At 60.9% G+C, this 25,859-nt stretch carries 29 protein-coding genes; 13 read left to right on the top strand and 16 right to left on the bottom strand.

What is annotated here, in order from left to right; all coding sequences use genetic code 11:
- Positions 1 to 27 precede the first annotated feature (27 nt).
- Entirely contained in the window at positions 28 to 528 is a 501-nt protein-coding gene (locus LC298_RS11565) for a type III secretion system chaperone family protein (protein WP_131567672.1), read from the top strand.
- A gap of 3 nt (positions 529 to 531) precedes the next feature.
- Positions 532 to 894: a tRNA-binding protein gene (locus tag LC298_RS11560; protein WP_131567311.1), complete on the top strand. Its 363-nt coding sequence runs from the start codon at positions 532 to 534 to the stop codon at positions 892 to 894.
- A gap of 10 nt (positions 895 to 904) precedes the next feature.
- Here the strand turns inward: LC298_RS11560 and LC298_RS11555 are convergent, their stop codons facing one another.
- The 3 genes from LC298_RS11555 to LC298_RS11545 form a co-directional block, all read right to left on the bottom strand.
- Entirely contained in the window at positions 905 to 2,200 is a 1,296-nt protein-coding gene (locus tag LC298_RS11555) for an ATP-binding protein (RefSeq protein ID WP_223385646.1), read from the bottom strand.
- A gap of 179 nt (positions 2,201 to 2,379) precedes the next feature.
- The gene (locus tag LC298_RS11550) at positions 2,380 to 3,090 is read right to left on the bottom strand and encodes a response regulator (protein WP_131567308.1); all 711 of its coding nucleotides are present in this window, start codon (positions 3,088 to 3,090) and stop codon (positions 2,380 to 2,382) included.
- A 14-nt stretch (positions 3,091 to 3,104) separates the two neighbouring features.
- Positions 3,105 to 3,599, bottom strand: coding sequence for a MarR family winged helix-turn-helix transcriptional regulator (locus tag LC298_RS11545; RefSeq protein ID WP_131567306.1), 495 nt, complete (start codon positions 3,597 to 3,599; stop codon positions 3,105 to 3,107).
- A 221-nt stretch (positions 3,600 to 3,820) separates the two neighbouring features.
- Here LC298_RS11545 and LC298_RS11540 point away from each other — a divergent pair, with 221 nt between their 5' ends.
- Entirely contained in the window at positions 3,821 to 4,714 is an 894-nt protein-coding gene (locus LC298_RS11540) for a branched-chain amino acid aminotransferase (protein WP_131567304.1), read from the top strand.
- A gap of 146 nt (positions 4,715 to 4,860) precedes the next feature.
- Positions 4,861 to 5,505 carry an MBL fold metallo-hydrolase gene (locus tag LC298_RS11535; RefSeq protein ID WP_131567302.1) on the top strand — a complete coding sequence of 215 codons (645 nt, stop codon included), beginning with the start codon at positions 4,861 to 4,863 and terminating at the stop codon, positions 5,503 to 5,505.
- Positions 5,506 to 5,587: 82 nt separating this feature from the next.
- Here the strand turns inward: LC298_RS11535 and LC298_RS11530 are convergent, their stop codons facing one another.
- On the bottom strand, positions 5,588 to 6,100 hold the full coding sequence (locus LC298_RS11530; protein ID WP_131567301.1) for a BA14K family protein: 513 nt from the start codon (positions 6,098 to 6,100) through the stop codon (positions 5,588 to 5,590).
- 223 nt (positions 6,101 to 6,323) lie between these two features.
- A complete protein-coding gene (locus LC298_RS11525; RefSeq protein ID WP_131567670.1) occupies positions 6,324 to 6,539 on the bottom strand; it encodes a cold-shock protein in 216 nt (71 codons plus the stop codon).
- A gap of 382 nt (positions 6,540 to 6,921) precedes the next feature.
- On the opposite strand from LC298_RS11525, the gene LC298_RS11520 reads away from it, so the two are divergent.
- The 3 genes from LC298_RS11520 (at position 6,922) to LC298_RS11510 (ending at position 8,375) form a co-directional block, all read left to right on the top strand.
- Positions 6,922 to 7,341: a Kazal-type serine protease inhibitor family protein gene (locus tag LC298_RS11520; RefSeq protein ID WP_131567300.1), complete on the top strand. Its 420-nt coding sequence runs from the start codon at positions 6,922 to 6,924 to the stop codon at positions 7,339 to 7,341.
- 83 nt (positions 7,342 to 7,424) lie between these two features.
- Positions 7,425 to 8,027, top strand: a complete 603-nt coding sequence (locus LC298_RS11515) for a rhodanese-like domain-containing protein (protein ID WP_131567299.1) — start codon at positions 7,425 to 7,427, stop codon at positions 8,025 to 8,027.
- 132 nt (positions 8,028 to 8,159) lie between these two features.
- A complete protein-coding gene (locus tag LC298_RS11510; RefSeq protein ID WP_223385637.1) occupies positions 8,160 to 8,375 on the top strand; it encodes a YMGG-like glycine zipper-containing protein in 216 nt (71 codons plus the stop codon).
- 395 nt (positions 8,376 to 8,770) lie between these two features.
- Here the strand turns inward: LC298_RS11510 and LC298_RS11505 are convergent, their stop codons facing one another.
- On the bottom strand, positions 8,771 to 9,166 hold the full coding sequence (locus LC298_RS11505) for a hypothetical protein (RefSeq protein ID WP_131567298.1): 396 nt from the start codon (positions 9,164 to 9,166) through the stop codon (positions 8,771 to 8,773).
- Positions 9,167 to 9,864: 698 nt separating this feature from the next.
- Here LC298_RS11505 and LC298_RS11500 point away from each other — a divergent pair.
- On the top strand, positions 9,865 to 10,134 hold the full coding sequence (locus LC298_RS11500; protein ID WP_131567297.1) for a hypothetical protein: 270 nt from the start codon (positions 9,865 to 9,867) through the stop codon (positions 10,132 to 10,134).
- Between the two features lie 48 nt (positions 10,135 to 10,182).
- Here the strand turns inward: LC298_RS11500 and LC298_RS11495 are convergent, their stop codons facing one another.
- The 8 genes from LC298_RS11495 to LC298_RS11460 form a co-directional block, all read right to left on the bottom strand.
- Positions 10,183 to 11,058, bottom strand: coding sequence for a reverse transcriptase family protein (locus tag LC298_RS11495; RefSeq protein ID WP_158284727.1), 876 nt, complete (start codon positions 11,056 to 11,058; stop codon positions 10,183 to 10,185).
- Positions 11,059 to 11,247: 189 nt separating this feature from the next.
- Positions 11,248 to 11,559 (bottom strand): hypothetical protein, encoded by a 312-nt coding sequence (locus LC298_RS11490; RefSeq protein WP_131567295.1) that lies wholly within the window; start codon positions 11,557 to 11,559, stop codon positions 11,248 to 11,250.
- Positions 11,556 to 12,389 (bottom strand): phosphoribosyltransferase-like protein, encoded by an 834-nt coding sequence (locus LC298_RS11485; RefSeq protein ID WP_131567294.1) that lies wholly within the window; start codon positions 12,387 to 12,389, stop codon positions 11,556 to 11,558. Before LC298_RS11485 ends, LC298_RS11490 begins: the two co-directional genes overlap by 4 nt.
- Positions 12,390 to 12,758: 369 nt before the next feature.
- On the bottom strand, positions 12,759 to 15,878 hold the full coding sequence (gene uvrB, locus LC298_RS11480) for an excinuclease ABC subunit UvrB (protein WP_131567666.1): 3,120 nt from the start codon (positions 15,876 to 15,878) through the stop codon (positions 12,759 to 12,761).
- An 81-nt stretch (positions 15,879 to 15,959) separates the two neighbouring features.
- Complete coding sequence (locus LC298_RS11475; protein ID WP_131567292.1) at positions 15,960 to 16,859, bottom strand: HNH endonuclease; 900 nt, start codon at positions 16,857 to 16,859, stop codon at positions 15,960 to 15,962.
- A gap of 161 nt (positions 16,860 to 17,020) precedes the next feature.
- On the bottom strand, positions 17,021 to 17,704 hold the full coding sequence (locus tag LC298_RS11470; protein ID WP_131567290.1) for a hypothetical protein: 684 nt from the start codon (positions 17,702 to 17,704) through the stop codon (positions 17,021 to 17,023).
- A gap of 120 nt (positions 17,705 to 17,824) precedes the next feature.
- The gene (locus LC298_RS11465; protein ID WP_131567288.1) at positions 17,825 to 18,103 is read right to left on the bottom strand and encodes a hypothetical protein; all 279 of its coding nucleotides are present in this window, start codon (positions 18,101 to 18,103) and stop codon (positions 17,825 to 17,827) included.
- Positions 18,087 to 18,923 carry a hypothetical protein gene (locus LC298_RS11460; RefSeq protein ID WP_131567286.1) on the bottom strand — a complete coding sequence of 279 codons (837 nt, stop codon included), beginning with the start codon at positions 18,921 to 18,923 and terminating at the stop codon, positions 18,087 to 18,089. Before LC298_RS11460 ends, LC298_RS11465 begins: the two co-directional genes overlap by 17 nt.
- 106 nt (positions 18,924 to 19,029) lie before the next feature.
- On the opposite strand from LC298_RS11460, the gene LC298_RS11455 reads away from it, so the two are divergent.
- On the top strand, positions 19,030 to 19,812 hold the full coding sequence (locus LC298_RS11455) for a phosphatase PAP2 family protein (protein ID WP_158284726.1): 783 nt from the start codon (positions 19,030 to 19,032) through the stop codon (positions 19,810 to 19,812).
- Between the two features lie 9 nt (positions 19,813 to 19,821).
- Positions 19,822 to 20,631, top strand: a complete 810-nt coding sequence (locus LC298_RS11450; RefSeq protein WP_131567283.1) for a DUF1206 domain-containing protein — start codon at positions 19,822 to 19,824, stop codon at positions 20,629 to 20,631.
- A gap of 14 nt (positions 20,632 to 20,645) precedes the next feature.
- Here LC298_RS11450 and LC298_RS11445 read toward each other — a convergent pair whose 3' ends face one another.
- A complete protein-coding gene (locus tag LC298_RS11445; protein ID WP_131567281.1) occupies positions 20,646 to 21,413 on the bottom strand; it encodes a formate/nitrite transporter family protein in 768 nt (255 codons plus the stop codon).
- Between the two features lie 185 nt (positions 21,414 to 21,598).
- Here LC298_RS11445 and LC298_RS11440 point away from each other — a divergent pair, with 185 nt between their 5' ends.
- The 3 genes from LC298_RS11440 to LC298_RS11430 all read left to right on the top strand — a co-directional run bounded on the left by LC298_RS11440 (position 21,599) and on the right by LC298_RS11430 (position 25,524).
- Complete coding sequence (locus tag LC298_RS11440; RefSeq protein WP_131567279.1) at positions 21,599 to 23,971, top strand: putative bifunctional diguanylate cyclase/phosphodiesterase; 2,373 nt, start codon at positions 21,599 to 21,601, stop codon at positions 23,969 to 23,971.
- Positions 23,972 to 24,071: 100 nt separating this feature from the next.
- Positions 24,072 to 24,620: a PRC-barrel domain-containing protein gene (locus LC298_RS11435; protein WP_131567277.1), complete on the top strand. Its 549-nt coding sequence runs from the start codon at positions 24,072 to 24,074 to the stop codon at positions 24,618 to 24,620.
- Positions 24,621 to 24,798: 178 nt separating this feature from the next.
- Positions 24,799 to 25,524 carry an extensin-like domain-containing protein gene (locus LC298_RS11430; RefSeq protein ID WP_131567276.1) on the top strand — a complete coding sequence of 242 codons (726 nt, stop codon included), beginning with the start codon at positions 24,799 to 24,801 and terminating at the stop codon, positions 25,522 to 25,524.
- Between the two features lie 11 nt (positions 25,525 to 25,535).
- Here LC298_RS11430 and LC298_RS11425 read toward each other — a convergent pair whose 3' ends face one another.
- Positions 25,536 to 25,775, bottom strand: a complete 240-nt coding sequence (locus LC298_RS11425) for a BrnA antitoxin family protein (RefSeq protein WP_131567274.1) — start codon at positions 25,773 to 25,775, stop codon at positions 25,536 to 25,538.
- Between the last annotated feature and the right edge of the window lie 84 nt (positions 25,776 to 25,859).

Here is a 25,859-nt window from a genome sequence, read left to right as displayed (position 1 = left end):
GGCGAGGGGAACGAAATAGGAATGGCAATGAGCCTTGTTGAACTTGATTTTTATCGAGCCGCACATCCGGTCGATGTAATCGAGCAAGTCGCCCACGTGAATGACTGGAACTTCGAGCGCACCGGCGACGACGAGATCGCGGTCGCCGTGGAGGGACATTGGACGAACTACCACATCTCGTATGCCTGGATGGAGGATTTCGAGTCGCTTCATTTCGCCTGCGGGTTCGACGTGAAGGTCCACGACAACCGGTACGTCGAGCTGATGCGCCTGCTTTCGCTCATCAACGAACAGCTTCTCATGGGGCATTTCGACCTGTGGGAGCAGGAGGGCGCCGTCATGTTCCGGCATTCCCTGCTTTTGGCCGGGGGAGTTGAGCCAACGGAAGCGCAGGTCGAAGTGATGCTGTCGAGTGCCATCGAGACGTGCGAAGCCTACTACCAAGCCTTTCAGTTCGTCTTGTGGTCCGGGGTTACCGCGCGCGAGGCACTGGACGCAACGATGTTCGACACGGTGGGCGAAGCCTGAACGATGGCCGACGGCCTCCACCAACCGACGCCGGAGATTGCGTTCGACGATTTTTTGCGCGTCGACATTCGCACCGGCACGATCGTCGAGGCCGAGCCGTTTCCCGAGGCTCGCAAGCCTGCGATCAAAATGAAGATCGATTTCGGTCCCGAGATCGGAGTCAAGAAATCGTCGGCGCAGATCACCTTTCACTACACTCCCGACGAGCTGGTCGGGAGGCAGGTGATGGCCGTCGTCAACTTCCCGCCACGGCAGATCGGGCCGATGCGCTCCGAAGTCCTGACGCTCGGATTTACCGACGAGGAGGGCGCAATCGTTCTGGCCTGCGTCGACAAACGGGTACCGGACGGCAGTAGGCTCCTCTGAACAAATTCGGTCACACGGGCAGGCGCAGTTCCGCCCGTAAACCTCCGATCGGGCTCTCATCAAGAACGATATCGCCGCCATGGCTGCGCGCGACGTCGCGGGCAATCGACAGGCCAAGCCCAGTGCCGGAATCGTTGAGATTGCGCGCCTCGTCCAACCGGTAGAATGGCTTGAACACGTCCTCGCGGCGGTTTTTCGGGATCCCTGGACCGTCGTCGTCAATCGTCAATGTCAACCAGCCCTTTGCGTTACGCGCCACAATCTCGACCCGGTCTGCATAGCGAAACGCATTGGACGACAGGTTGGTCACGAGCCGGCGAAAAGCGCTCGGCCTGACAACGATATCGGGCCGGCCGATCAAGCTCGTCTTGATCTTCTTGCCCGAGAGGCGGCCATCGGCGGCGATCTCGTGAAGGACCGTGTTGAGGTCGAGTTCGCCCGTTTCCTCCTTGACGTCGCCCTTGGCGAAGGAGAGGTAGCCCTCCAGCATGGACTGCATGTCACCGATGTCCTTTTCCAACGCATCGGTGAGAGACTTGTCCCTGGACAGGGCGAGCTGGAGTTTGAAGCGCGTCAAGATGGTACGCAGGTCGTGACTGACGCCACTCAGCATGGTGGTGCGCTGTTCTATCTGTTTTTCGATGCGCTCGCGCATCTGGATGAACGCCAAGCCGGCACGACGGACTTCGATCGCGCCGCGCGGGCGAAAGTCCGACGGCAGCGGCCTGCCCTTACCAAAACTCTCGGCTGCCTCGGCGAGCTTTTGAATCGGGCGAATCTGGTTGCGTAGGAAAAGGATCGCGATGAAGAGAAGAACAAGCGAGGTTCCAACCATCCAGAGCAGGAATATGTGGGTGTTGGACGCGTAGGCCTGGGACCGTCTTGCGATGACGCGCAACACCTTGTCCTCGAGTTGAATACGGATTTCCACCAGATTGGAGTTTCCGACGGTGTCGATCCAGAATGGTCGGCCGATCTGGCGCGTGATTTCCTCGCTCAGAATTCTGTCCAGAATCGAAAAGAAGGGCTTGGGGGCCGGTGTCGGCAGCGGATCGGGCGGGAGGATGGCCACGTTCAGCGCCAGCCGCTCGCGCGCCATTCGCGTGACTTCCGCAAAGTCGGAATCCTGCGGATAGGTCTCGATGACATCGATGATCGCGGCAATGTCACGTGTGACAGCCGTAGAGAGGCGTTGCGTGACAGTCTGCCAATGCCGTTCCATGAAGACGAAGGCGATCACTGATTGCAGCAGAACCATGGGGGCAATGATGATGATCAGCGAGCGCGCATAGAGGCCTCGCGGCATCGAGTGCGTGATGGAGGCGAACGACCGACGCAGAAACACGTTGGAGTTGCGCAACAATCTGCGCGTACGCAGCCAGAAAGTGCGCCTGCGGGTTCTGTGGGCCCGGCTTTCGCCGAGATCTGCCGTTGCCATGCTGTCACTCTGCCGCCCGAAACCGGTCCGCCATCAGCGTCCGGCCGCTATTCCACCGAGAGACGGTAGCCTATTCCCCGGACGGTTTGAAGATAACGCGGGTTAGCCGGATCAGCCTCTAGCTTGCGGCGTAGCCTGTTGATCTGGACATCGATGGTCCGTTCCCCGATATCCGTGCTTTCGGTAAACATCTCGTGGCGCGGGATGGTTTCGCCAGCCTTTTCGGCAAAGCGCACCATGATCTCCTGCTCCCGGTCGGTCAGGTGGATGAGTTCGCCATTTCGCTTGAGTTCGCGCTTGGTGATGACGAAGGTGAAGGGGCCGAAAACGACCTGCTCGATCTTCAACTGGGTGGCCGGCGCTCCGCGCCTGACAATATTTGCCACGCGCAACAGCAGTTCGCGCGGATCGAACGGCTTGGGAAGGTAGTCGTCGGCACCGGCTTCAAGGCCCTCGACGCGGTGATCGGTTTCAGACCGGGCAGTGAGCATGAGAATCGGTACATCGCGCTCCTCTTCGCGGAGCCCCCGCGCCAGGGAAACACCGTTCTCGCCGGGCATCATGACATCGAGGATCAAAAGGTCGAACTCGAGCCCTTCGATCTTGCGCCGCGCCTCCTCGGCCGTCGCCGCGCTGGTGACGCGATAACCCTGCTGACCCAGGTATTCGCTCAGGAGGGTCCGGATCCGGGTGTCATCATCGACAACGAGAATATGGGGGGCGTCATCGCTGAGAGTTGCGGTCTTGACTTCGCTCATACCGTCCCGTCCGATCACCGTTCCGCCCTGGCATCGTCCGGGATTCGGCCGTTGTTCAGGAGCCCGATTTGCTGTTTGGCGCTGGCGGTAATCATTGCATAGAGAAACCGCGCAACCTCCTCCTCCCCACAGCCTGACTGGTCCAATGCCGCCATTATGCGGCGAGACTGTGGCTCACGCAGCTTGCCGATCAGGTCGTGGCCCTTCGGAGTCAGATAGAGCTCGCGCTGGCGGCGATCTTCGGGCCCCGGTCTTTGTTCGATGTAGCCGGCGTCCACCAGTTGCTTGAGGACCCGGGCGAGGCTCTGTTTGGTGATCTTCAAGAGGTCGAGCAAACCAGCCACGGTCAGTCCGGGCTTCCGGTCGACGAAATGAAGAACCCTGTGATGGGCCCGGCCGAAGCCGATCTGTTCCAGAATCGTATCAGGGTCCGATATGAAATCACGGTAGGCAAAGAATAGAAGTTCGATAAGATCGGAGGCGGGAAGGCTGGGGTCGCGGTTGCTCATAGGTTTTCGGCTGGTTGGCATATCCGGAAGATATCGGGATTTTATGTCAGCTATATTGACATATTTTGCACCATTCGGTAATTTCTTTCAAGTCAGCCCTTCGTACGCGCAGCATTTGCAATGACCGAACCAGATTTTGTTCGCGGTTCTTGCGTTGGTGAGCGTAGGATGGGTGTTGTACAACAATCACAATCATCCCGGCGGGGCAGACGGAGTTTCCCATGGCTGCAGTTCCTTTCGACCAGCTCGATGGCCACATATGGATGAACGGAGAGATGGTGCCGTGGGCGGAGGCCAAGATCCACGTCCTCACACATGGCCTGCATTATGCGAGTGCGGTGTTCGAAGGCGAGCGCGCCTATGGCGGCCAAATATTCAAGCTCACCGAGCATACCGAGCGCCTGCACGAGTCGGCGCGGATACTCGGTTTCGAGATTCCCTACACCGTCGATGAGATCGACAATGCTTGCATTCAGCTGTTGCACAAGCAGGGATTTCAGGACGCCTATGTTCGACCGATCGCGTGGCGGGGTTCCGAAATGATGGGCGTTTCGGCGCAGAAGAACCGCATCAATCTCGCGATCGCCATCTGGCAGTGGCCGAGTTATTTCGATCCGGAGCAAAAGCTCAAGGGCATACGGCTCGACATGGCGGACTACCGCCGGCCGGATCCGAGAACGGCGCCGTCGAAATCGAAGGCCGCGGGCCTCTACATGATCTGCACCATTTCCAAACACGCGGCAGAAGCCAAGGGATATGCCGACGCGCTCATGCTCGACTGGCGCGGACAGGTGGCAGAAGCGACAGGGGCGAACGTGTTTTTCGTCAAGGATGGGGTCATCCATACACCGGTCCCGGAAGGTTTCCTTGACGGAATTACTCGCCGCACCGTGATCGGGCTCGCGCGCGAGCGCGGCTTCGAGATCGTGGAACGGGCAATCATGCCGGAAGAACTGGAAGACTTCGAGCAGTGCTTCCTAACCGGAACGGCAGCGGAGGTAACACCGGTCTCCGAGATCGGCCCATATCGCTTTGAGGTGGGCGAGATCGCGAAGACTTTGATGAACGACTATGCCGCAATCGTGCAGCCTGCGCGGGCGGCCGCCGCAGAGTAATCGCCAACGCGGCGCAGAATATATCGCCCGCACAGAGTGACTACGGGTTCCGGCCGGGCCTTTTCCCCGACCCGGCTTGCTTCATCCGCGCAGGGAGGGGATAAGCGCGCTTCTTGAGAACTGGATGCCAAAATCGGGGAGCCTCTATGGCCGCGACATTGAATGCTGTGATCGTCCCGGTCACCGCTTTTCAGCAAAACTGCACGATCCTGTTCGACACGGATAGCAAGCATGGCGTCGTTGTCGATCCGGGCGGCGATGTCGAGCAGATCAAGGCCGCCCTGGACCAAAACGGGATCACGGTGGATGCCATCTGGCTGACGCACGGCCATATCGACCATGCCGCAGGCGCGATGGATCTGAAGGACGCACTCGGAGTGGAAATCATCGGGCCGCACCGTGACGACCAGCCACTGCTCGAAGCCCTCGAACAGCAGGCCCGCATGTTCGGTCTTGAGGGCGCGGTGCGCAATGTCACGCCCGACCGTTGGCTTTCGGAAGGCGAAACGGTTTCGTTTGCCGGTCACGATTTCGAAGTTTTGCACTGCCCGGGGCATGCGCCGGGCCATGTCGTGTTCTATAATCGCGCGGCCGGGTTCGCCCATGTCGGCGATGTTCTCTTTCGCGGATCGATCGGCCGCACGGACCTGCCGGGCGGAGACCACGCCGCCCTCATTTCCTCGATCAAGAACAAGCTGTTCCCGCTCGGGGACGATATCGGCTTCATTTGCGGTCACGGACCCGGCGGGCAGTTCGGCGAGGAGCGGCGCTCCAACCCGTTCCTCACCTGACAAGATACAAAAAACCCGGACGGCGGTGGCCAGTCCGGGTTTCCGTTTTCACTGTGCCTGAAAGACGGCTATCGGAAAATGATCACTTCGGTACGCAGAAATGGTCGCGCCCGTCATAGCCGCGATATGTTCCGGTCTGCGGGTTGAAGGAGCGGTAGCGGTTGTCGCACCATTCGTACCAGCCGGCGGTCCACGGCTCGAGCGAGCCGGCATAGGTGATGACCTTGGGGCCGCGCGGCCGCGGCGGATAGGGGTCCGGCGCGACGTAGATCTCGCGCTGCGGGCGGCTCGACAGCGCGCCGGCTATGATCGCCGCACCGGCTATGCCGAGGAGGGCCGCCGCAGCGGCGTCGCCATCGCGGTTACGGCGATGATAGCGGCGGCCGTGGCGGTAGCGGCCATCGCGGTAGTAGCGGCCATTACGATAGATATGGCGGACACTGTCACCACGATCGTCCCAGCCGGGCGCGTCGCCATCAAGACCACGATCGCCGGCATAGGCCGGAGCAGCGGTCAGGGGAGACAGCGCCGTGGCCGAAACGGCGAGCGCGGCGATCACGGTCTTCAGCGTCCTGGTGTTGAATAATCGGGTCATGGACATTCGCCTCCAGATGGGGTGCGGGCGCACGGAGCCCCGCTTTCCAGATGCATCCTGCCAGCGGCTAGCTGAACCGAAGCTGAACGGCGCCGGCGAAGCCGTGGCGGACTCCCGCAAGGGAAACGCATAACGGCGCGAACCGTTCCCGGTCCGCGCCGTTCAGAATGCCACCCGAAAGCGGCGGAAGTTCGGGCGGAACCCAAATCCCGCCGGAGCCCGATTATTCGGCGAGCTGAAGGTTGACCGCTTTCGGGCCCTTGCCGCGGCGATCCGGTTCGGTCTCGAAGGAAACCTTCTGGTTCTCGTCGAGCGTCATCAGGCCGGAAGCCTGCAGGGCGGAAATGTGGACGAAGATGTCCGTGCCGCCATCGTCCGGCTTGATAAAGCCGAAGCCCTTGTCCGCGTTGAAGAATTTTACTGTGCCTGTCTGGGCCATGAATCCGGATCCTTTTTCCGTTGTCTTGCGGCCACCCATCGTTGCCGCATCTTCGCCGCCCGCACCATGCGGACGGCAGGGCAGGCAGTTCTCGAAGCGGGAAAGGAACCAGTTCTTGCGCCGGCATTCGCCGGCGTCCGGCTTGTTGTCCAAGCGTGCCGGTGCGCCGTATTTCCGTATTCCGTTTGTTCGCAAATTGCCCGAACGAAAAAACCGATGCGATATCGTTGCGCGGAAGTAAAGTTAAAATTTTGTGATATGGTTTTACAGGGACTACTGCGCTTCTACATCCGTGCGTCCGGCGCAGGCGCGCGGCTGGCCGCAAACTCCGCTCCCGGCTATGCTGGGATGCGAGGGACACGACCGTTGCGGGAGACGGATCATGAAACTGCAGGGCATTGCAACGGGGGCGGCCGCCCTGACGGCCGCGGCAATGGGATTGGCCGCGTGCGTGGTCGAGGACGGTCCGCCGCCGGCGGCACCGGAGCGGCCGGTCGTCTGCGCGCAGATCTACGCGCCGGTGTGCGCGCGGCGTGACGCGGAAGTCCGCACCTTCTCCAATGAATGCATGGCGCGGGGCAACGGCTTCACCGTCGTGAGCCAGGGCGAATGCGGCGGGTCGCCGATCACGCCACGGCCCCCGGCGACGCAGCCGCCGCCGCAGACCGCGCTGCCCGACCGGGTCTGCCCGCAGATTTACGCACCGGTTTGCGCCGTGCGCGACGGGCGCGCCTCGACCTACGACAATGAGTGCGTGGCGGGCGGCCGCGGCGCCCGGGTGATCCGCCAGGGCGCGTGCTGAGGCGCAGCCGTCGCCGCGGCACCGGCCATCCAATACATCGAGAATTCGCTATGTATATCTCCGGAGCCAACCGGGAGGATATCATGGCGAAGCGAATTTTCCTGACCGCGGCGCTGCTGCTCGGCCTTGCCGGCGCGGGATCCGCCGAGAAACACGAGGTCCGGATCGACCGCGACCGGATGAGCGTGACCGTGGAAACCGAGGATGGGCCGGTCGAGATCCGCCGCATCCAGGACCCGGACCACGAGATTACGGGTGATTTCGCGAAGACCTCGCGCGCCTGCCCGCCCTTCTGCATCCAGCCGATGAGCCCGGCCGAGGGCGTCACCACGATCGGCGAACTGGAACTGCTCGACATGCTGAGCGACCCGGAGGCGCTGGTCGTCGACAGCCGCACGGTCGACTGGTACCAGGGCGGCTCGATCCCCGGCGCCATCAGCCTGCCCTATACGCAAGTCGGCGACCGGCTGAACGAGCTCGGCTGCGAGCCGGATTTCGACGGCTGGGACTGCGCGGAGGCGAAACGCGTCGCGCTGTTCTGCAACGGGCTGTGGTGCGGTCAGTCGCCGACCGCGATCCGCGCCATGATCGCCGCCGGCTACCCGGCCGAGCGCATCGTCTACTATCGCGGCGGCATGCAGAGCTGGCGCGTGCTCGGCCTGACGGTGACCGGCGAAAGCGGGTAGGGGCGTCGTTGTCGCATCCGCGCGCGCATCCGCTTGGACAGCCGCGCCGGTTGGCTGTATCCTCGGCGGACAGGGACACGCGGCCCGTTCCCGGCCCTTTTCTCGCGAGTCCCGCAGCACGGGAGTGAAGCGATGAAAATGTTCTCCTTGACCCTGATGATCGTCGCGGCCGGCGCGCTGGCCGCCTGCACGACGACCGAAAAGACCCTGAGCGGAGCGGGCGTCGGCGCCGTGGCCGGCGCGCTGATCGGCGGCTTCGGCACCTATCTGTTCGAAACCGCCGACGGACGCTGCCAGTACCGCAATTCCAGGGGCCATATCTACACCACGCGCTGCCACTGGAAGTAAGGGCCTTTCCTTCCTTGCGGGAAAAGGTGGCCGAGCAAAGCGAAGGCGATTGAAGGGCAAGGACCCCCTCTCCGGTCCTTCGGACCACCTCTCCCCCATTTCCATGGGGGCGAGGAGGCAATGGGTCGATCGCGCATTTCCTCGCCCCTGCAGAGCGGGGGAGAGGTGTCGAGCGCAGCGAGACGGAGAGGGGGGTGAACGCTTGTCGCATGTTGACCCACTACCGCCCCCTCTCTTGCGATTTCTGACGTTTGGCCTTCGCGCCGCTCGGCCAAGCCATCGAAATCATCCGGCGCTCCGCTACGGCTCCGCGCGTTCGTCGCTCCAATCGACAAATCGTTGTCGATTGATCGGCTTCGCCGACCGCTTCTCACCCCACGCGGGGAGAGAGGGAGTCACCGCCGGGCGCGGCGGTTTTTCTCCTCCTCCCGCCGGTGGGCGATTTCGCGGTCGAGGATCGTCTCGAACTTCTTTCGCGCCTCGGCGATTTCGCGCTGGAATTCCTGGGTATAGTTGGGCCGCGGCTCGAGCGCGCGCACCTCGCGGAAGAAGGACAGCATTTTGCGCGAGAGAGCGTCGAGCGTGTCGGTCCAGACACGGCTGTCGCACCGGCGGCCGGGCACGTCCGGCGGGGTCTGGCAGCTGCCCGCCGTGCGGCAGACGCGCCGCCCGCAGACGGCCGCACAGCGCGCCTCCTCGGTCAGCAGCGCATGGCCGCGTTCGACCACCACCGCGTCGGGGACGATCCGCGGGGTCTCGAGGTCGTAGATCTTGCTTATCGGATCCTTCATGGTTTTCTCCTTTTCGGTTCCTTGTTTCGGTTGCGGGAACATTGTCGGCGGGTTCTGGAGGGGGTGGATAAGTTTTTCTCGGGGGGGAGTCTCTGTCCCACCCTTAAGCTCCTCATTTCATTCGTCGCTGGCGGGCCCCTTAGGGGCGCGCCTCTGCGATCCCGCGCCGCAGGGCCGGGTTGTGTCAAAGATCAGGAAGACGGGCGGTCGAGAGATCGCTCAGTCTGTTGTAGTAGTGCGATCTTCCGACCGCCCCTTTCGGCGTTCTTCCGGTTCGGGCCTGCATTGGCGCTGGGAAATCGCTGTCCCGACTGCCCCGGCGGTTGAACCTTCGGTCCGCAAGCGACGGAACCTCTTGGCCGGGCGGGGATTGAGGAGCTTGCCGTTCCACCGGCGCTACGCCGGCTTCACTGCCGTCGGCGGCAAGCCGCTTTCCGACACACCCTTCCAGCGGCAAGCCGCTACGGTATTTCCCGTAAGCGGCAAGCCGCTACGGTACTTCTCGTAAGCGGCAAGCCGCTGTCCGGGCGGGGTCGCTCCAACACCGCAAACCTTCTTCCGGCCCGACGTGGGGGCTCATCACCCAGGCAGGGACCTCTCCCCGCCCCGCCAGGCGCCGGCCTCTCCCTGTTTGCCGGTGTGCACCCAGGCTTCCTGCGAGAGACGGAAACAGTATGCGGCAGACCCGGGAGGTGTTGATGAGTTTCTGGCAGAAAAATGCGAAAACCGCGCCCTTTCAACGGCTTATGCCGAAGGCGGCAAAAAAGTTATCGACGTTTTTGCGAGCTTTGTGCGGACAGTTGCCTGCCCCAGGTCATCATCATCGAGATGGCGATCGAAAGCGAGGAGGAGAACGAGTGGCGGGAGCACTTGATGAAGGAATTGGAGCGGATGAAAGCGGCGGTGGAGGCGGCGTAGGGGATAACAAAAAAATTAATGCTCGAAACATGCCGAAATTACATTCGTGATAGTCAAAAACATATTTGCAAACATACTACCAACCCCGATAACCTCTCTCAGCCTCTAGCAACTTCTTTCATCATGGATCTGATCATTATCGAGTGCTTTTTTGGGAACTCTGCGTCCGGCTCAACGTGAGACCACCAAGTCAATTTTCCTAACACTCGGTCTGCGGCGAATGGATCTATGTATCCATCGCTCTCTAGATATGAAACAATCCCTTTTTTTAGAAGAAGGTGTGTTTCCAGACGCACTTGGCGCTTAAAACTCTTTCTTACCTTTGGATATCCTGTTGCAATTGATATCCCAGTAATTATATTTTGCTGGGGTTCTATAGCAATATATGTCTTATCTTCATTCATTTTAAATCCATGCCGAGAAAGCACGTTTCTTACAATAGATATAATATTTATGTCGAAATCATCTGCTGACATTACGATGTCGTCGCCGTATCTTGTATATGTCGCACATAATTTGTCAGCTAGTTTACTTAGGGGCCTATCCACTGAACGTAAAACCAAATTACACAGTAATGGAGAGGATGGCGCTCCTTGCGGTAGCGACCCCTCGTCCGTTGCAATTGATGCCGCTATAAAGGAGTCAACTGAATTGTATTTCGCCTCCCGAAGTGTATTTGCAATCTCCGGAAAATTGATTGATCCAAAACAATCCACTATATCTGTTTTAAAGAACGCCTTCTTTCCTAGATGGGAGGCTGCATGAGTTATAACTGATCGGTCAGTTACATACCCGTGGGCGCATTCTTCCGGCTTTAGCTTCTCAGAAATTATTGCAGCGAGAGCTTTTTGGGCCGCCCTTAAGCTCGGTATTGGGGCCTTTATCAACCTCTGTTTCTTGCCAGTATGAATATGAAATATTCTGTATCTTGGTCTATTTCTATAGGCGAGCGCCGTGATTTTGTCTTTTGGCAAGCCGGATTTTTCGCAAATTTCATGAATCAAGCTCAAAATCTGCCCCGCCCGATACAATCAAGAAAGTTCATCTTCTTTTTGGGACAACCGCTTTGCGGTTTCCCGACACAAGGGCGTAGCCCTGTGGGACCTGATTGTAGCAGGTCCAAAGTGCTAAATCCCCCGTGAGACTGAGGGGCGAGTGCACCCCTAAGTGCTATCGAGCGAGGCATTATTATCACCTTCTGTAAGTTCTCCCGGTTCGTCAAGAAAAACCGCTTTCCACCGTTTTGGACGATTTACAAAATCCCAACGGTACTTCAGCGCCAGTTCTTTGAAATTCTTGGATCGTATTAACTCCTCGCGTCGTATATATAACATGTCTAGCTCTGCAAGCCGCACAGCCGAAAAGAAAAGATCGGCCGGCGTTATTTTTGTCTCTTCGTGGATCTGATATAAGTTGATGCTCTCGTTTTTGCATAAAAACTGAAAAATAGTAGCATCCGATGTATTAAATTTCATCTTCGTGCTCGTACGAATAACGTTGACTGCTCCAGTCTTGATTTCTTCCAGAAAATAGGAAAAGTATTATTTGGTACACTCCAATCTAAAGCTCCATAAGCAGCTTCAGACTGTTCGAATCCAAATGAAAAACTCTCTGGAATTGCCCCGTGAGCATCTTCAAGATCTTTCATCGCTTGGATGGCGAGGTCTCGTATTTCGGAGGGTATCATCTCGGAGATCGCTTTCTCCAGAACTTTCCAAGCACTTGTTCGACGGAAAACAGGTGCGTCATATTTTCGTTCGAAGCCTGTCTTGAGTGATACGCACGAAATAATATCTACTCGGATGTCATCACGGTTATTGGCGATCCAGGCGAGCAATTTTGATACCTTTGAACCTGTTCCGACAAAGTCATCTACTACTGAAATCGATGTGATGGTTTTGTCGGATAACGTATCTCTCAAATTCTTCGAAAATACGCCAGCGCTATCCCACCCACTTATGCCAGAAAAGCTGATGCGAAGCTTTTCGAATAATGCGTTCGAGCTGCCACTTTTATCGTCGAAGTCATGTGGGATAATCCGATGGGTCTTGGGGTCATTTCCGGTGTAACTTGATATATCGTTGGCAATCCAGTCTGCTGCTTCGGTAAAAGTCGATCCAGCCATGACCACCATTCTTTCGAACATCTCATTCAATATAAAAAAATGAGAACTATCCGTACAAAGTGCATGCAAGGCCGCAATTTGTTTATGTCGCCCCCTCATCCAATCAGTTGTTTGAACTAATTTTATGAAACGGGAGAACTCTTCGATATCTGCCTGCCCTGAGACGCTACTTTCTATCATCTAAAATTTATCTTTCGATTGTATCGATTGCTCACATGCTCGCGGTTTGGGCCGAGGTGATTCCCGAAGCGTAATCTTAAATCATCACATCCATGTTTAGACTGGTTGAACAAATGGTGCCAAGTTTAAATCCCAAACAGCCACCAAAAATATGTCTTCGTTTGGTGACCATTCTGCAGCTGAGCCACCACGGTTGAGGCTGGTCTATGCCGAAAACCAGAACTTGATCGAAGATCGAGTGGGATGGCTTTTAGCGCCCTTCTTTCTTCCGAGATGCGAGAAATGAGGGCCTTATTCCCTAGTAACGAAGAATTGGCGACTTTTCGGAATGGGTCCTCGGGTCAAGCCCGAGGATGACGGCGGATTAGATTACCGCCCCGGCCTGCCGGTCTTGCCCGGCTTGCGCTTGCGGGCGCGTTCGTCCGAAGGGTCTTCGTAGCTTCCGACGCCGATCCTGTGGCGCTTGATTGGGGCGGGGTTATCGGAATCGCCCCCCTCTGTCGGCTTCGCCGACATCTCCCCCGCAAGGGGGGAGAGTGTGCCAGGCTTTTTCGGCGGTGTCTTGCCGACTGGCTTTTCGGTGCGGCCGACGGTCATTTCGTCGAGATCGGGTTTGTGGAAGTAGCTTTCACCGGTTTCATTTTCGCTCACGGCCGAGCGCTCGCTGCGCGAGCTGGCCTGCGCGGGCGCGGCCGGACCGGCCGACGCGCGGTCGCGCTTGCCGGTGTTGTTTGTCCCGCCCTTAAGCGCCTCGCTGCGCTCGTTGCTGGCGGGCCCCTTGCGCGCCGCAGCCTTCCTTGATGCCTGGGTATTCTCGATCCCGGTGTCGCGCGCAAGAGGATCGTCCATCAGTTCCAGTTCCTGCGCCTTGAGGCGCTTGACCTCGTCGCGCAGGCGGGCGGCTTTTTCGAAATCCAGATCGGCGGCGGCGTCGCGCATCTCCTTTTCAAGATAGTCGATATGGGCGGCGAGGTTGTTGCCGATCAGCGCGCCCTCGTCCTTCGCCGAGCCCTTCGGCCCGGTGATGTCGGCGCGGACATGGTCGCGCTCGTAGACCGAGCCGAGAATGTCGGCGATGTTCGACTTGATCGATTCCGGAGTGATGCCGTGGGCGGCGTTGTATTCGAGCTGCTTGTCGCGGCGGCGGTCGGTCTCGTCGATGGCGCGCTGCATCGAGCCGGTGACGTTGTCGGCGTAGAGGACGACCTTGCCGTCGACATTGCGGGCGGCGCGGCCGATGGTCTGGATCAGCGAGGTCTCGGAGCGCAGGAAGCCCTCCTTGTCGGCGTCGAGAATGGCGACGAAGCCGCATTCGGGAATGTCGAGCCCCTCGCGCAGCAGATTGATGCCGACCAGCACGTCGAACGCGCCGAGGCGCAGATCGCGCAGGATCTCGATGCGCTCCAGCGTGTCGATGTCCGAATGCATGTAGCGCACGCGCACGCCCTGCTCGTGGAGGTATTCGGTGAGATCCTCGGCCATGCGCTTGGTGAGCACGGTGACCAGCGTGCGGTAGCCGGCCTTGGTGACCTGGTGGATCTCGTCGACGACGTCGTCGACCTGGGTCCTGGCGGGGCGCACCTCGACCGGCGGGTCGATCAGGCCGGTGGGGCGGATGACCTGCTCGGCGAAGACGCCGCCGGACTGTTCGAGCTCCCACTCGCCGGGGGTTGCCGAGACGGCGATGGTCTGCGGGCGCATGGCGTCCCACTCCTCGAAGCGCAGCGGCCGGTTGTCCATGCACGACGGCAGGCGGAAGCCGTATTCGGCCAGCGTCGCCTTGCGGCGGAAGTCGCCCCGGTACATGGCGCCGATCTGCGGCACGGTGACGTGGCTCTCGTCGATGAAGACGATGGCGTTGTCGGGGATGTATTCGAACAGGGTGGGCGGCGGCTCGCCGGGATTGCGGCCGGTGAGATAGCGCGAATAGTTCTCGATGCCCTGGCAGGAGCCGGTGGCCTCCAGCATCTCCAGATCGAAGCGGGTGCGCTGCTCAAGCCGCTGCGCCTCCAGCAGGCGGCCGGCCTTTTCCAGCTCCTCAAGGCGCAGGGCGAGCTCGGCCTTGATCGATTTCTGCGCCTGGTTGAGCGTCGGGCGCGGGGTGACGTAGTGCGAGTTGGCGTAGATCTTGACGGTCTTGAGCTGGTCGGTCTTCTGGCCGGTCAGCGGGTCGAACTCGTCGATGGCGTCGATCTCGTCGCCGAACAGCGAGATGCGCCAGGCGCGGTCCTCGAGGTGGGCCGGGAACAGCTCGATGGTGTCGCCGCGCACGCGGAACGAGCCGCGCTGGAAATCCATGTCGCGGCGCTTGTATTGCTGGGCGACGAGATCGGCGAGGAGCTGGCGCTGGTCGATGCGGTCGCCGACCGACATCTGGAAGGTCATGGCGGTGTAGGTCTCGACCGAGCCGATACCGTAGATGCAGGACACGCTAGCCACGATGATGCAGTCGTCGCGCTCCAGGAGCGAGCGCGTCGCCGAGTGGCGCATGCGGTCGATCTGCTCGTTGATCGAGGATTCCTTCTCGATATAGGTGTCGGTGCGCGGAACGTAGGCCTCGGGCTGGTAGTAGTCGTAATAGGAGACGAAATACTCGACCGCGTTGTCCGGGAAGAAGCCCTTGAACTCGCCGTAGAGCTGGGCGGCGAGCGTCTTGTTGGGGGCGAGGATCAGCGCCGGGCGCTGCGTCTCCTCGATCACCTTGGCCATGGTGAAGGTCTTGCCGGAGCCGGTGACGCCGAGGAGGGTCTGCGTGCGGTCGCCTTTTTGTTGCGGGGAATCTTGCGCGTCACCGCTGCGCGGCTCCACGTGCGATGTCCCCGTGAGCCCCTCAACCAGATCCCTGATCGCCGTCGGCTGGTCGCCGGAGGGCCGGTAGTCCGTCTTCATGCGGATCGGAATGCCGCCCTCGGACTTGTCCGGCCGGGCGGGGCGATGCGGAACCCACAATCGGCCGTCCTTGTGCAGCGGGTTGCCGGAATCGATCAGCGCCTTGAGGGCCTCGACCGTGGCGGTGACGCCGGTGGTGGAGGAAAGCTTCGACGCCTCCTCCAGCGACACGTCGAGCCCGGCCACCGGCATCAGGCCTGCCGCGGCGCGCTCGCGCGGATCGTTGGTGCCGCCGATCGAGGCGCCGCCGCCGGTGCGCTTGTCGCCGACCGAATAAATCCGGTCTTCTTTTTGTTTGGGCCCGCCCTTAAGCTTCTCGCTGCGCTCGGCGCTGGCGGGCCCCTGGGCCTTTCGCCGGTGCTTTCCCGCTTTGGAACGGATCTCGCGCGTTTCGGCGGCGCGGGCGTCGCGCGCGGCCTCGTCCTCCAATTGGCGAACCCAGTCCTCGACGCTGCCGGACAATTCTTTCGCCGGGACTCGCTTGTCCTTCTCGCTTTGCTCGAAGGGCGTCCCGGACAGCGGAGCGCCTTCGAACTCCGCCTGCGGCTGCTCTTCAAACCCGGAGGGCTTGCCGGTTTTTTTCGGGGGAGATTTGGCCATGCGGCCAATATGGGAAATGCCGCGCGACAAGTGAAGGGGTCGCCGGGCAGGGGTGCTGACAGGGCGGCGTCAGGAGGGGTATCAGTGTTTGAAGATGTTCTCCCGATGCCATTCTATAAATTTCGGATGGGCACGGTGTTTGCTTACATCGGGAGCAAATGCATATCCGGACTGATTAATGAAACCGCGAACCGCTGCAAGGTCATTCACCTGACGGGAGATAATGATTTCCAAATCATTGGTCAGGCTGACAAGCCCCCGGTCAAACATCCAATGTGCAGTTCCAGACAAGGCTATTCCGTTCGTTACAGAGTCCGGACCTTTCGATTCTACGGGTCGAATGTGTGCTGCATTCACTTCTGCTCGGCCACCTCCATTAATCAGTTTGAGCCCAGTGAAAGCGCAGCGTTCTCCGTAAGCGCGTAGGACGAGCCGACGAAATGCCCGATCTCGCAGTGCACGAGACATCAAGTACTGGGTCCGATCTCGGACTTGCTCGAAAACAAAAGGTGATTGAACTTCGTGCAACTCGAAGCCAGCGGGGGTGTCGTCCAAACGTGGCAAGAAGGGCTCTGACTCCGCCAAGCCTCGCTCCACGATGCGTAGAAAATCAACATCAGAAATTGGTCGGACCGCTGACTGAGCGCGACCTGACAAATTGCCGGACTCGTTTAGGAGTCCCCGCTCGAGCGGGCCATCTTGCTCACTAAATGGGACAGAATTCGGAAACTCCAGATAGGAACCTTGCTCTATTAGCGCGACGAACATTCCCGTAACGTTCGGATCAGGTATAATTTCCTGGACGCGCGCGACGGCAAAATAACCCCGGGTGTGGTGCACTTTTCGCGGTTCGAGATATAATATCCAACTCCCAACGCTCGGCTCGGCTCGCGCTAGGTATTGTCTTGGAAACTGGTACTGTTCCGCCGGGATGTCCTCGTATATCGAGTCGGACCGGTGCATGAAAACGCAGTATGACATTGGCGCTTACCGTCGTCAGATTCTTGAGGGCATACCGATACCCGCGTGCAGATCATCCGTCGATCAGCAAGATTGAGAACAGAATTCGTCAGTGTCGAGCCCAAAAGACGTTTCGTCAAACGGGACCGCACGGTCGTCGCCGCTGAGGCGAGCCCCGCCGCTTATCCCCCGTCCGGGCGCAGGATGTCGGCAAGTTCCTCGGGCAGGCGGGCGGGGTCGACGCGCTGCAGGAAGTAATCGACATCGCCGATCGGCTGGGGAAGGGCGACCGTCATGCTGAATTCGTCGCCCGAACAGGTGTAGGTCATGTCCGGCACGAAATCACCGCCGCCCGGCACCGGCATGGTCATCGAGCTGGAACCTTCCGGGCCGGAGACCGTGGCGCCGAAGATGGCAGTTCCGCCGCTGCTGCAAAATTTGAGGCGGTCGCCCTCGGTCCAGTAATAGCCGGTCGCGGTGTCGACCCGCAGGTCGAACTGGGTGATCGTGATGTCGCCCGTCCTGTCGTCGAAATCCTGCATTTCGAGATTCCGGTTGAAGGGAATCGTGGAAAAAAAGCCGTCGTCGAAGACACGCACGGCGACGGTATGGGACATGTCCGCCGTCATGTCCGTGATCAGGTCGGCCGCCCCCATGCGTTCAAAGCCTTCGATCAGTTTCGTCATGGCGTTGTTGGTGCCGATCCACGCGCCGACAAGGCAGCGGTCGACTGTCGCACCAGCCGGCGGCGGGCATGGCGTCTGCGCCGTCGCGGGTAACGTGAACGCCGCAAGCGCCGCAGCGAGACCGGCGGAGCACGTCGCAGACCTGAAGATGAAATGGGCGGAATGGCGGGAAAAAGCCATGGGCGAATCTCCTCATCGACCTGATGCCGGCGCGCGAAGCGCGGCATCGCAAGCCCCATGGCCGGTCTTCCTAGCATGAAGCGGGTGCGCTCCAAAGCCCCGGAGCGGCGCGAAGGGCGATCAGACGGCCCGCACCCATTTCAGCGCTCCCTCTGCCATGCCCTTGAACTTGGGTGGGCCGGCGAGGCGCGCCACCAGCAGTTTGCCGGGCTGCGTGCGGCGCTTCACCGCGTGGTAAAGCGAGGAAAGGGTTTCGGCGGAGCGAACGAGATAGAGGTTTTCGGCAAGGCAGAAGATGTCCGGCCCCTCGCCGGCGATTTCCCTGTCCCGTGCATCGTGCCAGACCAGAAATAGTGTTTCCTCGCCGCTGCCGGCGAGCTGGTCACCGGCCTTTTCCATGGGCCTCATCGCCGGTCCCATGCGGACTGAACCGATCGCGCCACGCCGCCAATTTCTCCAGAAAGGCCCCAGAGGAAAGGTCTTCCGGCGCATCGAAATGGGGCAGTTCCTTTAATATGTGGCGGTAGTCCTCGAAGACCTCCGGCGTTCTGGCGGCACGGCGCGCCAGCCGCAGCAGTCCGTCCGGCACGCTCAGTTCCTCGCGGTCGGTACTGTAGTAAAGCGCAAGTGGGGCACCGTTGAGGCGCATGCAGAGCGTGGTCAGTTCGGGCAGTAATGTCGACCTGTTACCGGTATCGGCGGGGTCCACCAGATCGGCCAGCATGACGACACCGCGGCCGGTCGTCACCGTCTGGGTGACGTTGAGGACGAAGGTGACGGAGAGGGTCAGCACGACCATGCCGTTTACCGCCGCCGCCATGGCGACGATGTCCCAGACCGTCGTTCCGGCGCGCGCATTCGACGCGCCCACCGTCGAGAGGGCGCTGCCCACGAAGGCGTAGCTTTGCGCCCAGCCGGCCGGGGTGTCGGTCTGCTTGTTGAGGACGGCCTGCGGATCGGACTGGAAGACAAGCAACCAGGCGAGCGACGTGCCCGCGATCCAGAACATTGCCACACCGGACATGACGAGCGGCCCGGCCGCCCGGCGCACCCATCGCCCGCCACTGATACGCGCAAGCAGTGAATGCACTTGCCAGACGCCGGCCGCCACCCGGCGCGTCAACGGCCCAGTCATGTTGGCGCTGACCGTCGTGTAGGCAAAATCCGCGAGGACCATAACCAGCAGGACAAGCCCGGCGAGCAATATCGCGATGTTCATGATGCGGTCCCTTCATTCTTCACGAAGGGAAACCGCGCCGAGCCGCTGGAGTTCCAAAGTTTCCCGCCCGGCGGAACCGAGCGACGCCCAATGCGTTGCGTTGCCAATGACACATTCCCGTCACAATCCGGCCATGCGCCCTGACGCCTCCCCACCCCGCCGCAGCGCGCGCGCCGGGGGGCTGGCAGATATTGATCGCGACCACCACCATCCACCGGTCATGGCGATGTGGGGCGTGGTGGCGGTGGGCAGCGCGATCTTCGCATTGATGGTTTATGCCGTGCGCTCGGGCCTTGCGGTCGGTCTGGATGAGGCCGTGCTGCTGGCGCTGCGCGACCCTCAAGACCTGTCGGACGCGTGGGGGCCGCCCTGGTTCGAGGATACGGCGGCGGAGCTCACGGCGCTTGGCGGGTACCCGATCCTCACTGTGGTCGCCGTATTCGTGATCGCGGTGCTGATCCTGCTGCGGCATCGCGCGGCAGCGCTGTTTCTGGCGGGGGCGCTCGGCGGCGGAACTCTTCTGTCGACCGGCCTCAAGTCGTTGTTCGAGCGACCTCGTCCGGATCTCGTCGACCATCTCGACCGGACGTTTACCTCGAGCTTCCCGAGTGGTCACGCGACCGTCAGCATGCTCGCCTACCTGACGCTGGCAGCCGTCGCGATCCGCTTCGTGCCGCGCCATTCGGTTCGCGTCTTCATCCCCGTTTCGGCCTTTCTGCTGGCGCTTATCATCGGCGGCAGCCGGGTCTATCTCGGCGTCCACTGGCCGAGCGACGTCATTGCCGGCTGGGCCGCCGGCGCCACCTGGGCCAGCCTGTGCTGGCTGGCCGCCCATTACTGGACCGCACATCGCGCCACCGGCGACGAACTCGGCCATTCGGAAACCTGAGGAGCACGCATGGACACCGCGAAACCCTGGATCAAACCGCTCGCCCGGATGGGCTACGCCGCGCGCGGGCTGGTCTATTTCATCATCGGCCTGTTCGCCATTCTGGCGGCCGCCGGCGCGGCGCAGGAGAAGGATTCGAGGGGTGCCTTGCAGACGCTGCTCGAACAGCCCTTCGGGACGGTGCTCGTTGCGGTTCTGATCCTCGGGCTAGTTGGCTATGTCGTCTGGCGCCTGATCCAGGGGATCATGGACACCGACGATCACGGTACCGGTGCAAAGGGCATGGCGGTGCGCGGGGGTTTGCTGGTGAGCGCGTTCACGTATGCGACGCTGGCGCTCCTCGCGCTCGACATGCTGGGCGTCATTCCGGGCTCGGGCGGCGGCTCGGGCTCGAGCGGCGGGTCTGGATCGCTGTCGGACTTCGTCGCCGGTTTTGTCGGCGAAAGCATCGTCTCGCTGGGTCTCGCGATCATTTTTCTCGGAGTCGCCGGTGCCCATTTCTGGAAGGCCTTCAAGCAGAAATACGCCGAGCATTTCGAGGCGAACGAGGATGCGATGAAGGTCATCCATCCGGTCTCGATAACTGGCCTTGCCGCCCGCGGCTTCGTGTTCGCCATTATTGCGGTGCTGTTCTTCTACCGCTTCCTCAATGCCGGCGATTCCGGCGACACGCCGGGCCTGAAGGATGCGCTCGAATTCGTTCAGGGCATGCCGGCCGGTCAGTATCTGCTTGCGGCAACAGGCATTGGATTGCTTGCCTTTTCCGCCTATTCCTTCGCGGAGTCGCGCTGGCGGCGGATCAATGTCGAGGATGCCTGAAGGGAACGCCCGAGTCAGCCATGCTGACCCTTGAAGGCGAAATGGTAGGCGAGGGCGACGCCGCCGGCGCCTCCGATGATGTTGCCGATCGTGGCGATCGCGATGTTTACAACGGCATCGGCGACCGTTCCGACCGCACCCGCGATCATGCCCACCGGAAGCAGATACATGTTTGCGACCGAATGCTCGAAGCCCAGAGCCACGAAGGCGCTGATCGGGAATATGATGCCCAAAATCTTGCCGGCGGCAGTGCGCGCGGCGAAGGACAGCCACACCGCCAGGCAGACCAGCGCGTTGCAGAGGACCGCGCGGGCAAAAACCTCTAGCGGCTCGAGCGCGAACTTGGCGGCGGCAATCCGCGCGGCGGTCTCGCCGAAGGGACCGGCAAGCAAGCCGGTCAGGGCAACACCTCCGGCAAGAAGGAGGCTGCCGAACAGATTGCCGGCATAGACAATTGCCCAGTTCCGCAACAGGGCACGCGTGGTGATGAGCTTGTCGACCCATGCCATGACGATCAGCGCGTTGCCGGTAAAGAGTTCGGCGCCGCCAACGATGACGAGGATCAGACCGAGGGAGAAGGTCAGCCCGCCCAGCACCCGCACCGGTCCCGCGCCGGCGTCGGCACCGGTGATGGCGACAGTGTAAAACGCCGCACCGAAAGCGATGAAGACGCCGGCCAATACGGCCAGCACGAAAAGGGCGGACGAGGGAGCTTCGGTTTTCGCCACGCCCGATCTCCGGACCAGGCCGGCAATCTCCGCGGGCTTGTACAAATCGCTCATGTCATCGCCGCGGCACGGCCGCCCCCCAAGCCAGGGACATAGTGACAGAACCGGCAGATTTTAAAAGCGGCGGCTTCACGGCGGTGCGGCGAAAACACTGAAATCCGGCGCTTATCATTTTGTTATCCATCTGTTTTTACCGGTACCTAATGCCGCTGCATTAAACTACCGCGCGGGAGTGGTGGATGAATTTTTTCGATCGTTGGCTGTTGGCGCTTGAAAGCGCCTACTACCGCGGACTGGACGTGGACGGCGACCTGGCCGGGCACCTCCGCGCGATGCAGCTTGGCCGGCTGGTCGCGATCTCGCCGCTGCTCATGATGGCGAATATCGCCAACGGCGCCATCGTCGGCTTCGCCTTGCTGATAGCCGGTGGGGGCATCTCGATCCTCGCGTGGCTCCTCGCCGTTCTCGGTTACGCCGTGACCGGTCTTCGCACGGCCGAAGCGCGCCGCCGCCGCTCTCAACCCTATTCCGTCAGCATTCGCGCTGTCCGGCGGCTGCTCGTCAATTGCGGAATTCTCGCGACTTTGTGGGGGGTGCTGCCCTGCCTCGTCTTCGCCCAGTTCGACGGATTTCCGGCCGTGCTGACGACGATGGTGGTGACCGGGATGCTGGGCGGGGGCGCAATCGCGCTGGGTTTCGTTCCGATCGCCGCGACAGTCTACACGGTCGTGGTGCTGATGTTCAGCGGGGTCGCAATCCTGTTGCTGGGCACCGGCGAGGCGCTCGTTCTCGCACCGCTTCTTTTCATCTACGGCGTCGTTCTCATCCGGTCAGCAAATTCCAACGGACGGGGGTTCGTGCAGGCCGTCATCAGCGAAAAGCGGGTCCGCGACCAAGCGGCGACAATCGACATCCTGCTCAAGGAATACGAGCATGGCGGCCGCGACTGGATATGGGAAACCGACGGGAACGGCGCGATCGTGCGCGGCGTGGAAGAAGTGGCGTCGGCCTGCGGCCTCTCAAGCGCGACGGTGCTGGAGGCGATGGCAGTCGACGATCTGACTCGCGAGGGTCCGCGACAGATCGTTACCCACGGCCAGCGCGATCTGGCCGTTCTTACGCAGTCACGGCAACTCATCCGCAACCACCTCGTCGGACTCGGTCTGGAGAGCGGCGAACGCTTCTGGTTCCGGATGAACGGCAAACCCCTCTACGACAACGACGGAACCTTTTCGGGCTATCGGGGGGTGATGTCGAATGTGACGGAAGAAACCAAGAGCGAGCAGCGGGTCCATTTTCTCGCGCATCACGACCCGATGACCGGACTGGTGAACCGATCATCCTTCCGTGAGCATCTCGAAGAGGCGATCGGGGATGACCTGGAGGGGTTGCGATCCTATGCCGTCCTGTATCTCGATCTCGATGGCTTCAAGGCGGTCAACGATATGTACGGCCATACCGCCGGCGACCGGGTGCTGGAGGAGGCGGCCGAACGGATCAGGACCATGATCGGCGTCGACGATACAGCGGCGCGGCTGGGCGGGGACGAATTCGCGGTGCTTACGCCGTTCGAGCACGACCTCCGTCCCGTCGAGGACTTCGCGCGCCGGCTGATCAAGTGCATCGCCCAGCCATACGAAAGCGGCGCAGGGATCTGCACCATCGGGGTTTCGGTGGGCATGGCCATCGTCGGGTTGCACGGCAGCACCCCCGCGGAGCTGATCCGCGCGGCCGACATGGCGCTGTACAAGGCGAAGGAAGCCGGAAAAGGCACCTATCTTCTCTACGACACCGACATGGACGCGCACAAACGCGATGAAATACAGTTCGAGGAGGAACTGCGTCAGGCGATCGCCCGCGGTCAGCTCAGCCTCGCGTTTCAGCCGTTCTTCTCGGCCGATGATGGTGCGCTGGCCGGTTTTGAGGCGCTTGCCCGCTGGAAGCATCCGGATCTGGGCAATGTCAGCCCGAGCCGGTTCATCCCCGCAGCCGAAAAGATAGGCGTGATCGGCGATCTCGGCACCTGGGTTCTGAACGAGGCCAGCTCCGTCGCGGCCGAGTGGCCGGATCATCTGTCCGTCGCGGTGAACGTGTCGATGCCACAGTTCCGTGACGGGCGCATCGTGTCCTCCGTGCGCGACGCGCTGGCCATGTCGGGGCTGCCGGGCAACAGGCTCGAGGTCGAAATCACGGAACAGGTGTTTGCCGACAGGCCGCAGGAAATCGTCCTGTACATGGAAGAGATCAAGTCGATGGGCGTGTCGATCTCGCTTGACGATTTCGGCACCGGTTATTCTAGTCTGCTGTACCTGCTCAAATTTCCCTTCGACAAACTCAAGATCGACCGCTCATTCGTCACGACCGCGCTCGAAAACGAAGCCGCGCGGGGCGTATTCGAGACGATCGCCGCACTCGGCGGACGTCTCGGGCTGACGACCACTGCGGAGGGTGTGGAGACTGGAGAGCAACTGGAACTGGTTCAGGCGGTGGGCTGCACGTATTGCCAAGGCTTCCTTCTCGGCCGCCCGATGCCGGTCCTGGAACTTGCGCCCTTCATTCTGAACCAAAGCGCATGTGGAGCCGAAAACGGCGCCGAATCGATGCGGGCGTGAACATGTGACGTAGCGCACATCGGAACCAACACCCGCAGATTATCGTTGTCAGGGCAAATCAGAGCCGGAAAAGGCCGCTGAACAGGCAGAGGCAACGACGATGAAACAGATTCGCAAGACCGAAATGAATTCCGCAGCCGATACCACGCGCGCCGGAACGTCGGGCGCTCGGACCGGACGCGTGTCCGACCGCATCGCAGCGGTGCTCGCGACCTTCGCCATCCTTGCTCCCTTGCAGGCCACCGCTATGCAGATCGACACACGCGCAGATCAGGCGCCTTATGTGATGGCCTATGCCGATCCGTCGCCGGAACGCTTCGACGGTCGTTTCGGCGGCTCTGCCGCACCCGAGCAGGAATATTTCTCGCACGAGGAAGAACACGAGTTGAACGACGCCTGGCTCGGCATGACGGTGGTCAGCCAGGAGGGTGTCAATATCGGCTATGTCACCGACGCCTTTCTTGACGAACAGGGCCTTGTCGAATCGCTGGTGGTGATCCCCGGCGACAGCAATGCAATTCTTGGTGAGCCGGTCTACGTTCCCGCGCGTTTTGCCAAGCTCGGCAATACTGCTGTCAATCTCACCTTGACGGTCGGCGCGCTGGCGACGCTCGAGATCGCCAATGAGTACGCGCAGATCGAAGAATAACGGCGGGATCGAGGTCCCGCGCATGAACGGCTCCTTCGGGAGCCGTTTTTGTTTTTAGCGTCCAATGCCTGGTTAACCGTATCTTTACGCTGTTCGCTAAACCGCCATTTACCCTGTCCCCCTATCCTTTCGTCAGGGACATCGGGTCCTCGACCCGCAAGACGGATGGATAGATCACATGCGAGGACACACAGCCGCCGGCTATGGCGCCCTTGTCGTCTGTGCGCTTGTTCTCGGAGCGTGCGGGATACGCGAAATAGCGGTTCCATTCAGAGGCGACACACCAACTGCCACGCGCCCGCAAAGCTGGGGTCTGCCCCGGATCAGTATTCCCGGGTTCGGCAAGTCCAGTTCGATGCCGGCTGAAGAAGCACAATGCCGCAGGCGGCTGAAGCGACTTGGCGTATCGTTTCGCGAACTTCCTCCCATCTATGAAAGCGCCGCGTGCGGGATCGCACATCCGGTCGAAGTCTCGTCTCTCGGGCGTACGATCGCGCTCGAACCGGCGGCGACGCTCAATTGCGCAATGGCCGAAGAAGCGGCGCGCTGGGCGCAGGGTGATCTCGCCCCGGCAGCGCGCATGCGCTACCTCACCGGCATTCGCACAATCCGGCAAATGTCGTCCTATTCGTGCCGCAGGATCAATGGTTCCGGCCAATGGTCGGAACATGCGAGCGGCAATGCACTGGACATCGGTTCGATCGAACTGAAGAACGGACGGACGATCGATGTGGCCCGCCCGGGTTTCTTCGCGCTCCGCGAGAAAAGCTTTCTCAAGCGGGTGCGGGCCGGGGCCTGCGATCATTTCGCGACGGTGCTCGGGCCCGGAAGCAATGCCGATCACGCCGATCATTTTCACTTCGATCTGCGCCGCCGGTCAGGCGGAAGCCGGTACTGCGATTAAAGGGTGTCCCGTCAGTCGAGGCCGGCTGCGTCGCGCAGCGCTGCATTGATGCGATCCTGCCAGCCGGGACCGTCTTCCTGAAAGTGAGCCAGCACATCGCCGTCGATGCGCAGCGATACCGTCTCCTTTGCGCGCGGAATCGGATTCTCGCGGGGCTTATCGCCTGTCTCGGCGCGTTTGGTTGTGGCGGCTTTGAATAACGCTTCTGCCTTATCGATAGGGCTGACGTGGCGACGAGGTGGATGAGCCATGATTTCAGATGTCCTTGCGAGTAAATGTCCAGTCCAGCGGACACGCTATCCGATTCTCGTGTCCCCTGCCGGAACGTTCTCACG

The sequence above is a fragment of the Oricola cellulosilytica genome, assembly GCF_019966575.1.
Classification (GTDB): Bacteria; Pseudomonadota; Alphaproteobacteria; order Rhizobiales; family Rhizobiaceae; genus Oricola; species Oricola cellulosilytica.
Note: the sequence above shows the minus strand (reverse complement) of the source record. Positions and strands in the feature narration are given on the sequence as shown.

Excerpts from the sequence above, each read along its gene's own strand:
- LC298_RS11565 (WP_131567672.1), top strand. The coding sequence starts at position 28 with ATGAGCCTTGTTGAACTTGATTTTTATCGAGCCGCACATCCGGTCGAT.
- LC298_RS11560 (WP_131567311.1), top strand. The coding sequence starts at position 532 with ATGGCCGACGGCCTCCACCAACCGACGCCGGAGATTGCGTTCGACGAT.
- LC298_RS11555 (WP_223385646.1), bottom strand. The coding sequence starts at position 2,200 with ATGCCGCGAGGCCTCTATGCGCGCTCGCTGATCATCATCATTGCCCCC.
- LC298_RS11550 (WP_131567308.1), bottom strand. The coding sequence starts at position 3,090 with ATGAGCGAAGTCAAGACCGCAACTCTCAGCGATGACGCCCCCCATATT.
- LC298_RS11545 (WP_131567306.1), bottom strand. The coding sequence starts at position 3,599 with ATGAGCAACCGCGACCCCAGCCTTCCCGCCTCCGATCTTATCGAACTT.
- LC298_RS11540 (WP_131567304.1), top strand. The coding sequence starts at position 3,821 with ATGGCTGCAGTTCCTTTCGACCAGCTCGATGGCCACATATGGATGAAC.
- LC298_RS11535 (WP_131567302.1), top strand. The coding sequence starts at position 4,861 with ATGGCCGCGACATTGAATGCTGTGATCGTCCCGGTCACCGCTTTTCAG.
- LC298_RS11530 (WP_131567301.1), bottom strand. The coding sequence starts at position 6,100 with ATGACCCGATTATTCAACACCAGGACGCTGAAGACCGTGATCGCCGCG.
- LC298_RS11525 (WP_131567670.1), bottom strand. The coding sequence starts at position 6,539 with ATGGCCCAGACAGGCACAGTAAAATTCTTCAACGCGGACAAGGGCTTC.
- LC298_RS11520 (WP_131567300.1), top strand. The coding sequence starts at position 6,922 with ATGAAACTGCAGGGCATTGCAACGGGGGCGGCCGCCCTGACGGCCGCG.
- LC298_RS11515 (WP_131567299.1), top strand. The coding sequence starts at position 7,425 with ATGGCGAAGCGAATTTTCCTGACCGCGGCGCTGCTGCTCGGCCTTGCC.
- LC298_RS11510 (WP_223385637.1), top strand. The coding sequence starts at position 8,160 with ATGAAAATGTTCTCCTTGACCCTGATGATCGTCGCGGCCGGCGCGCTG.
- LC298_RS11505 (WP_131567298.1), bottom strand. The coding sequence starts at position 9,166 with ATGAAGGATCCGATAAGCAAGATCTACGACCTCGAGACCCCGCGGATC.
- LC298_RS11500 (WP_131567297.1), top strand. The coding sequence starts at position 9,865 with ATGAGTTTCTGGCAGAAAAATGCGAAAACCGCGCCCTTTCAACGGCTT.
- LC298_RS11490 (WP_131567295.1), bottom strand. The coding sequence starts at position 11,559 with ATGAAATTTAATACATCGGATGCTACTATTTTTCAGTTTTTATGCAAA.
- LC298_RS11485 (WP_131567294.1), bottom strand. The coding sequence starts at position 12,389 with ATGATAGAAAGTAGCGTCTCAGGGCAGGCAGATATCGAAGAGTTCTCC.
- uvrB (WP_131567666.1), bottom strand. The coding sequence starts at position 15,878 with ATGGCCAAATCTCCCCCGAAAAAAACCGGCAAGCCCTCCGGGTTTGAA.
- LC298_RS11475 (WP_131567292.1), bottom strand. The coding sequence starts at position 16,859 with ATGTCATACTGCGTTTTCATGCACCGGTCCGACTCGATATACGAGGAC.
- LC298_RS11470 (WP_131567290.1), bottom strand. The coding sequence starts at position 17,704 with ATGGCTTTTTCCCGCCATTCCGCCCATTTCATCTTCAGGTCTGCGACG.
- LC298_RS11465 (WP_131567288.1), bottom strand. The coding sequence starts at position 18,103 with ATGGAAAAGGCCGGTGACCAGCTCGCCGGCAGCGGCGAGGAAACACTA.
- LC298_RS11460 (WP_131567286.1), bottom strand. The coding sequence starts at position 18,923 with ATGAACATCGCGATATTGCTCGCCGGGCTTGTCCTGCTGGTTATGGTC.
- LC298_RS11455 (WP_158284726.1), top strand. The coding sequence starts at position 19,030 with ATGACACATTCCCGTCACAATCCGGCCATGCGCCCTGACGCCTCCCCA.
- LC298_RS11450 (WP_131567283.1), top strand. The coding sequence starts at position 19,822 with ATGGACACCGCGAAACCCTGGATCAAACCGCTCGCCCGGATGGGCTAC.
- LC298_RS11445 (WP_131567281.1), bottom strand. The coding sequence starts at position 21,413 with ATGAGCGATTTGTACAAGCCCGCGGAGATTGCCGGCCTGGTCCGGAGA.
- LC298_RS11440 (WP_131567279.1), top strand. The coding sequence starts at position 21,599 with ATGAATTTTTTCGATCGTTGGCTGTTGGCGCTTGAAAGCGCCTACTAC.
- LC298_RS11435 (WP_131567277.1), top strand. The coding sequence starts at position 24,072 with ATGAAACAGATTCGCAAGACCGAAATGAATTCCGCAGCCGATACCACG.
- LC298_RS11430 (WP_131567276.1), top strand. The coding sequence starts at position 24,799 with ATGCGAGGACACACAGCCGCCGGCTATGGCGCCCTTGTCGTCTGTGCG.
- LC298_RS11425 (WP_131567274.1), bottom strand. The coding sequence starts at position 25,775 with ATGGCTCATCCACCTCGTCGCCACGTCAGCCCTATCGATAAGGCAGAA.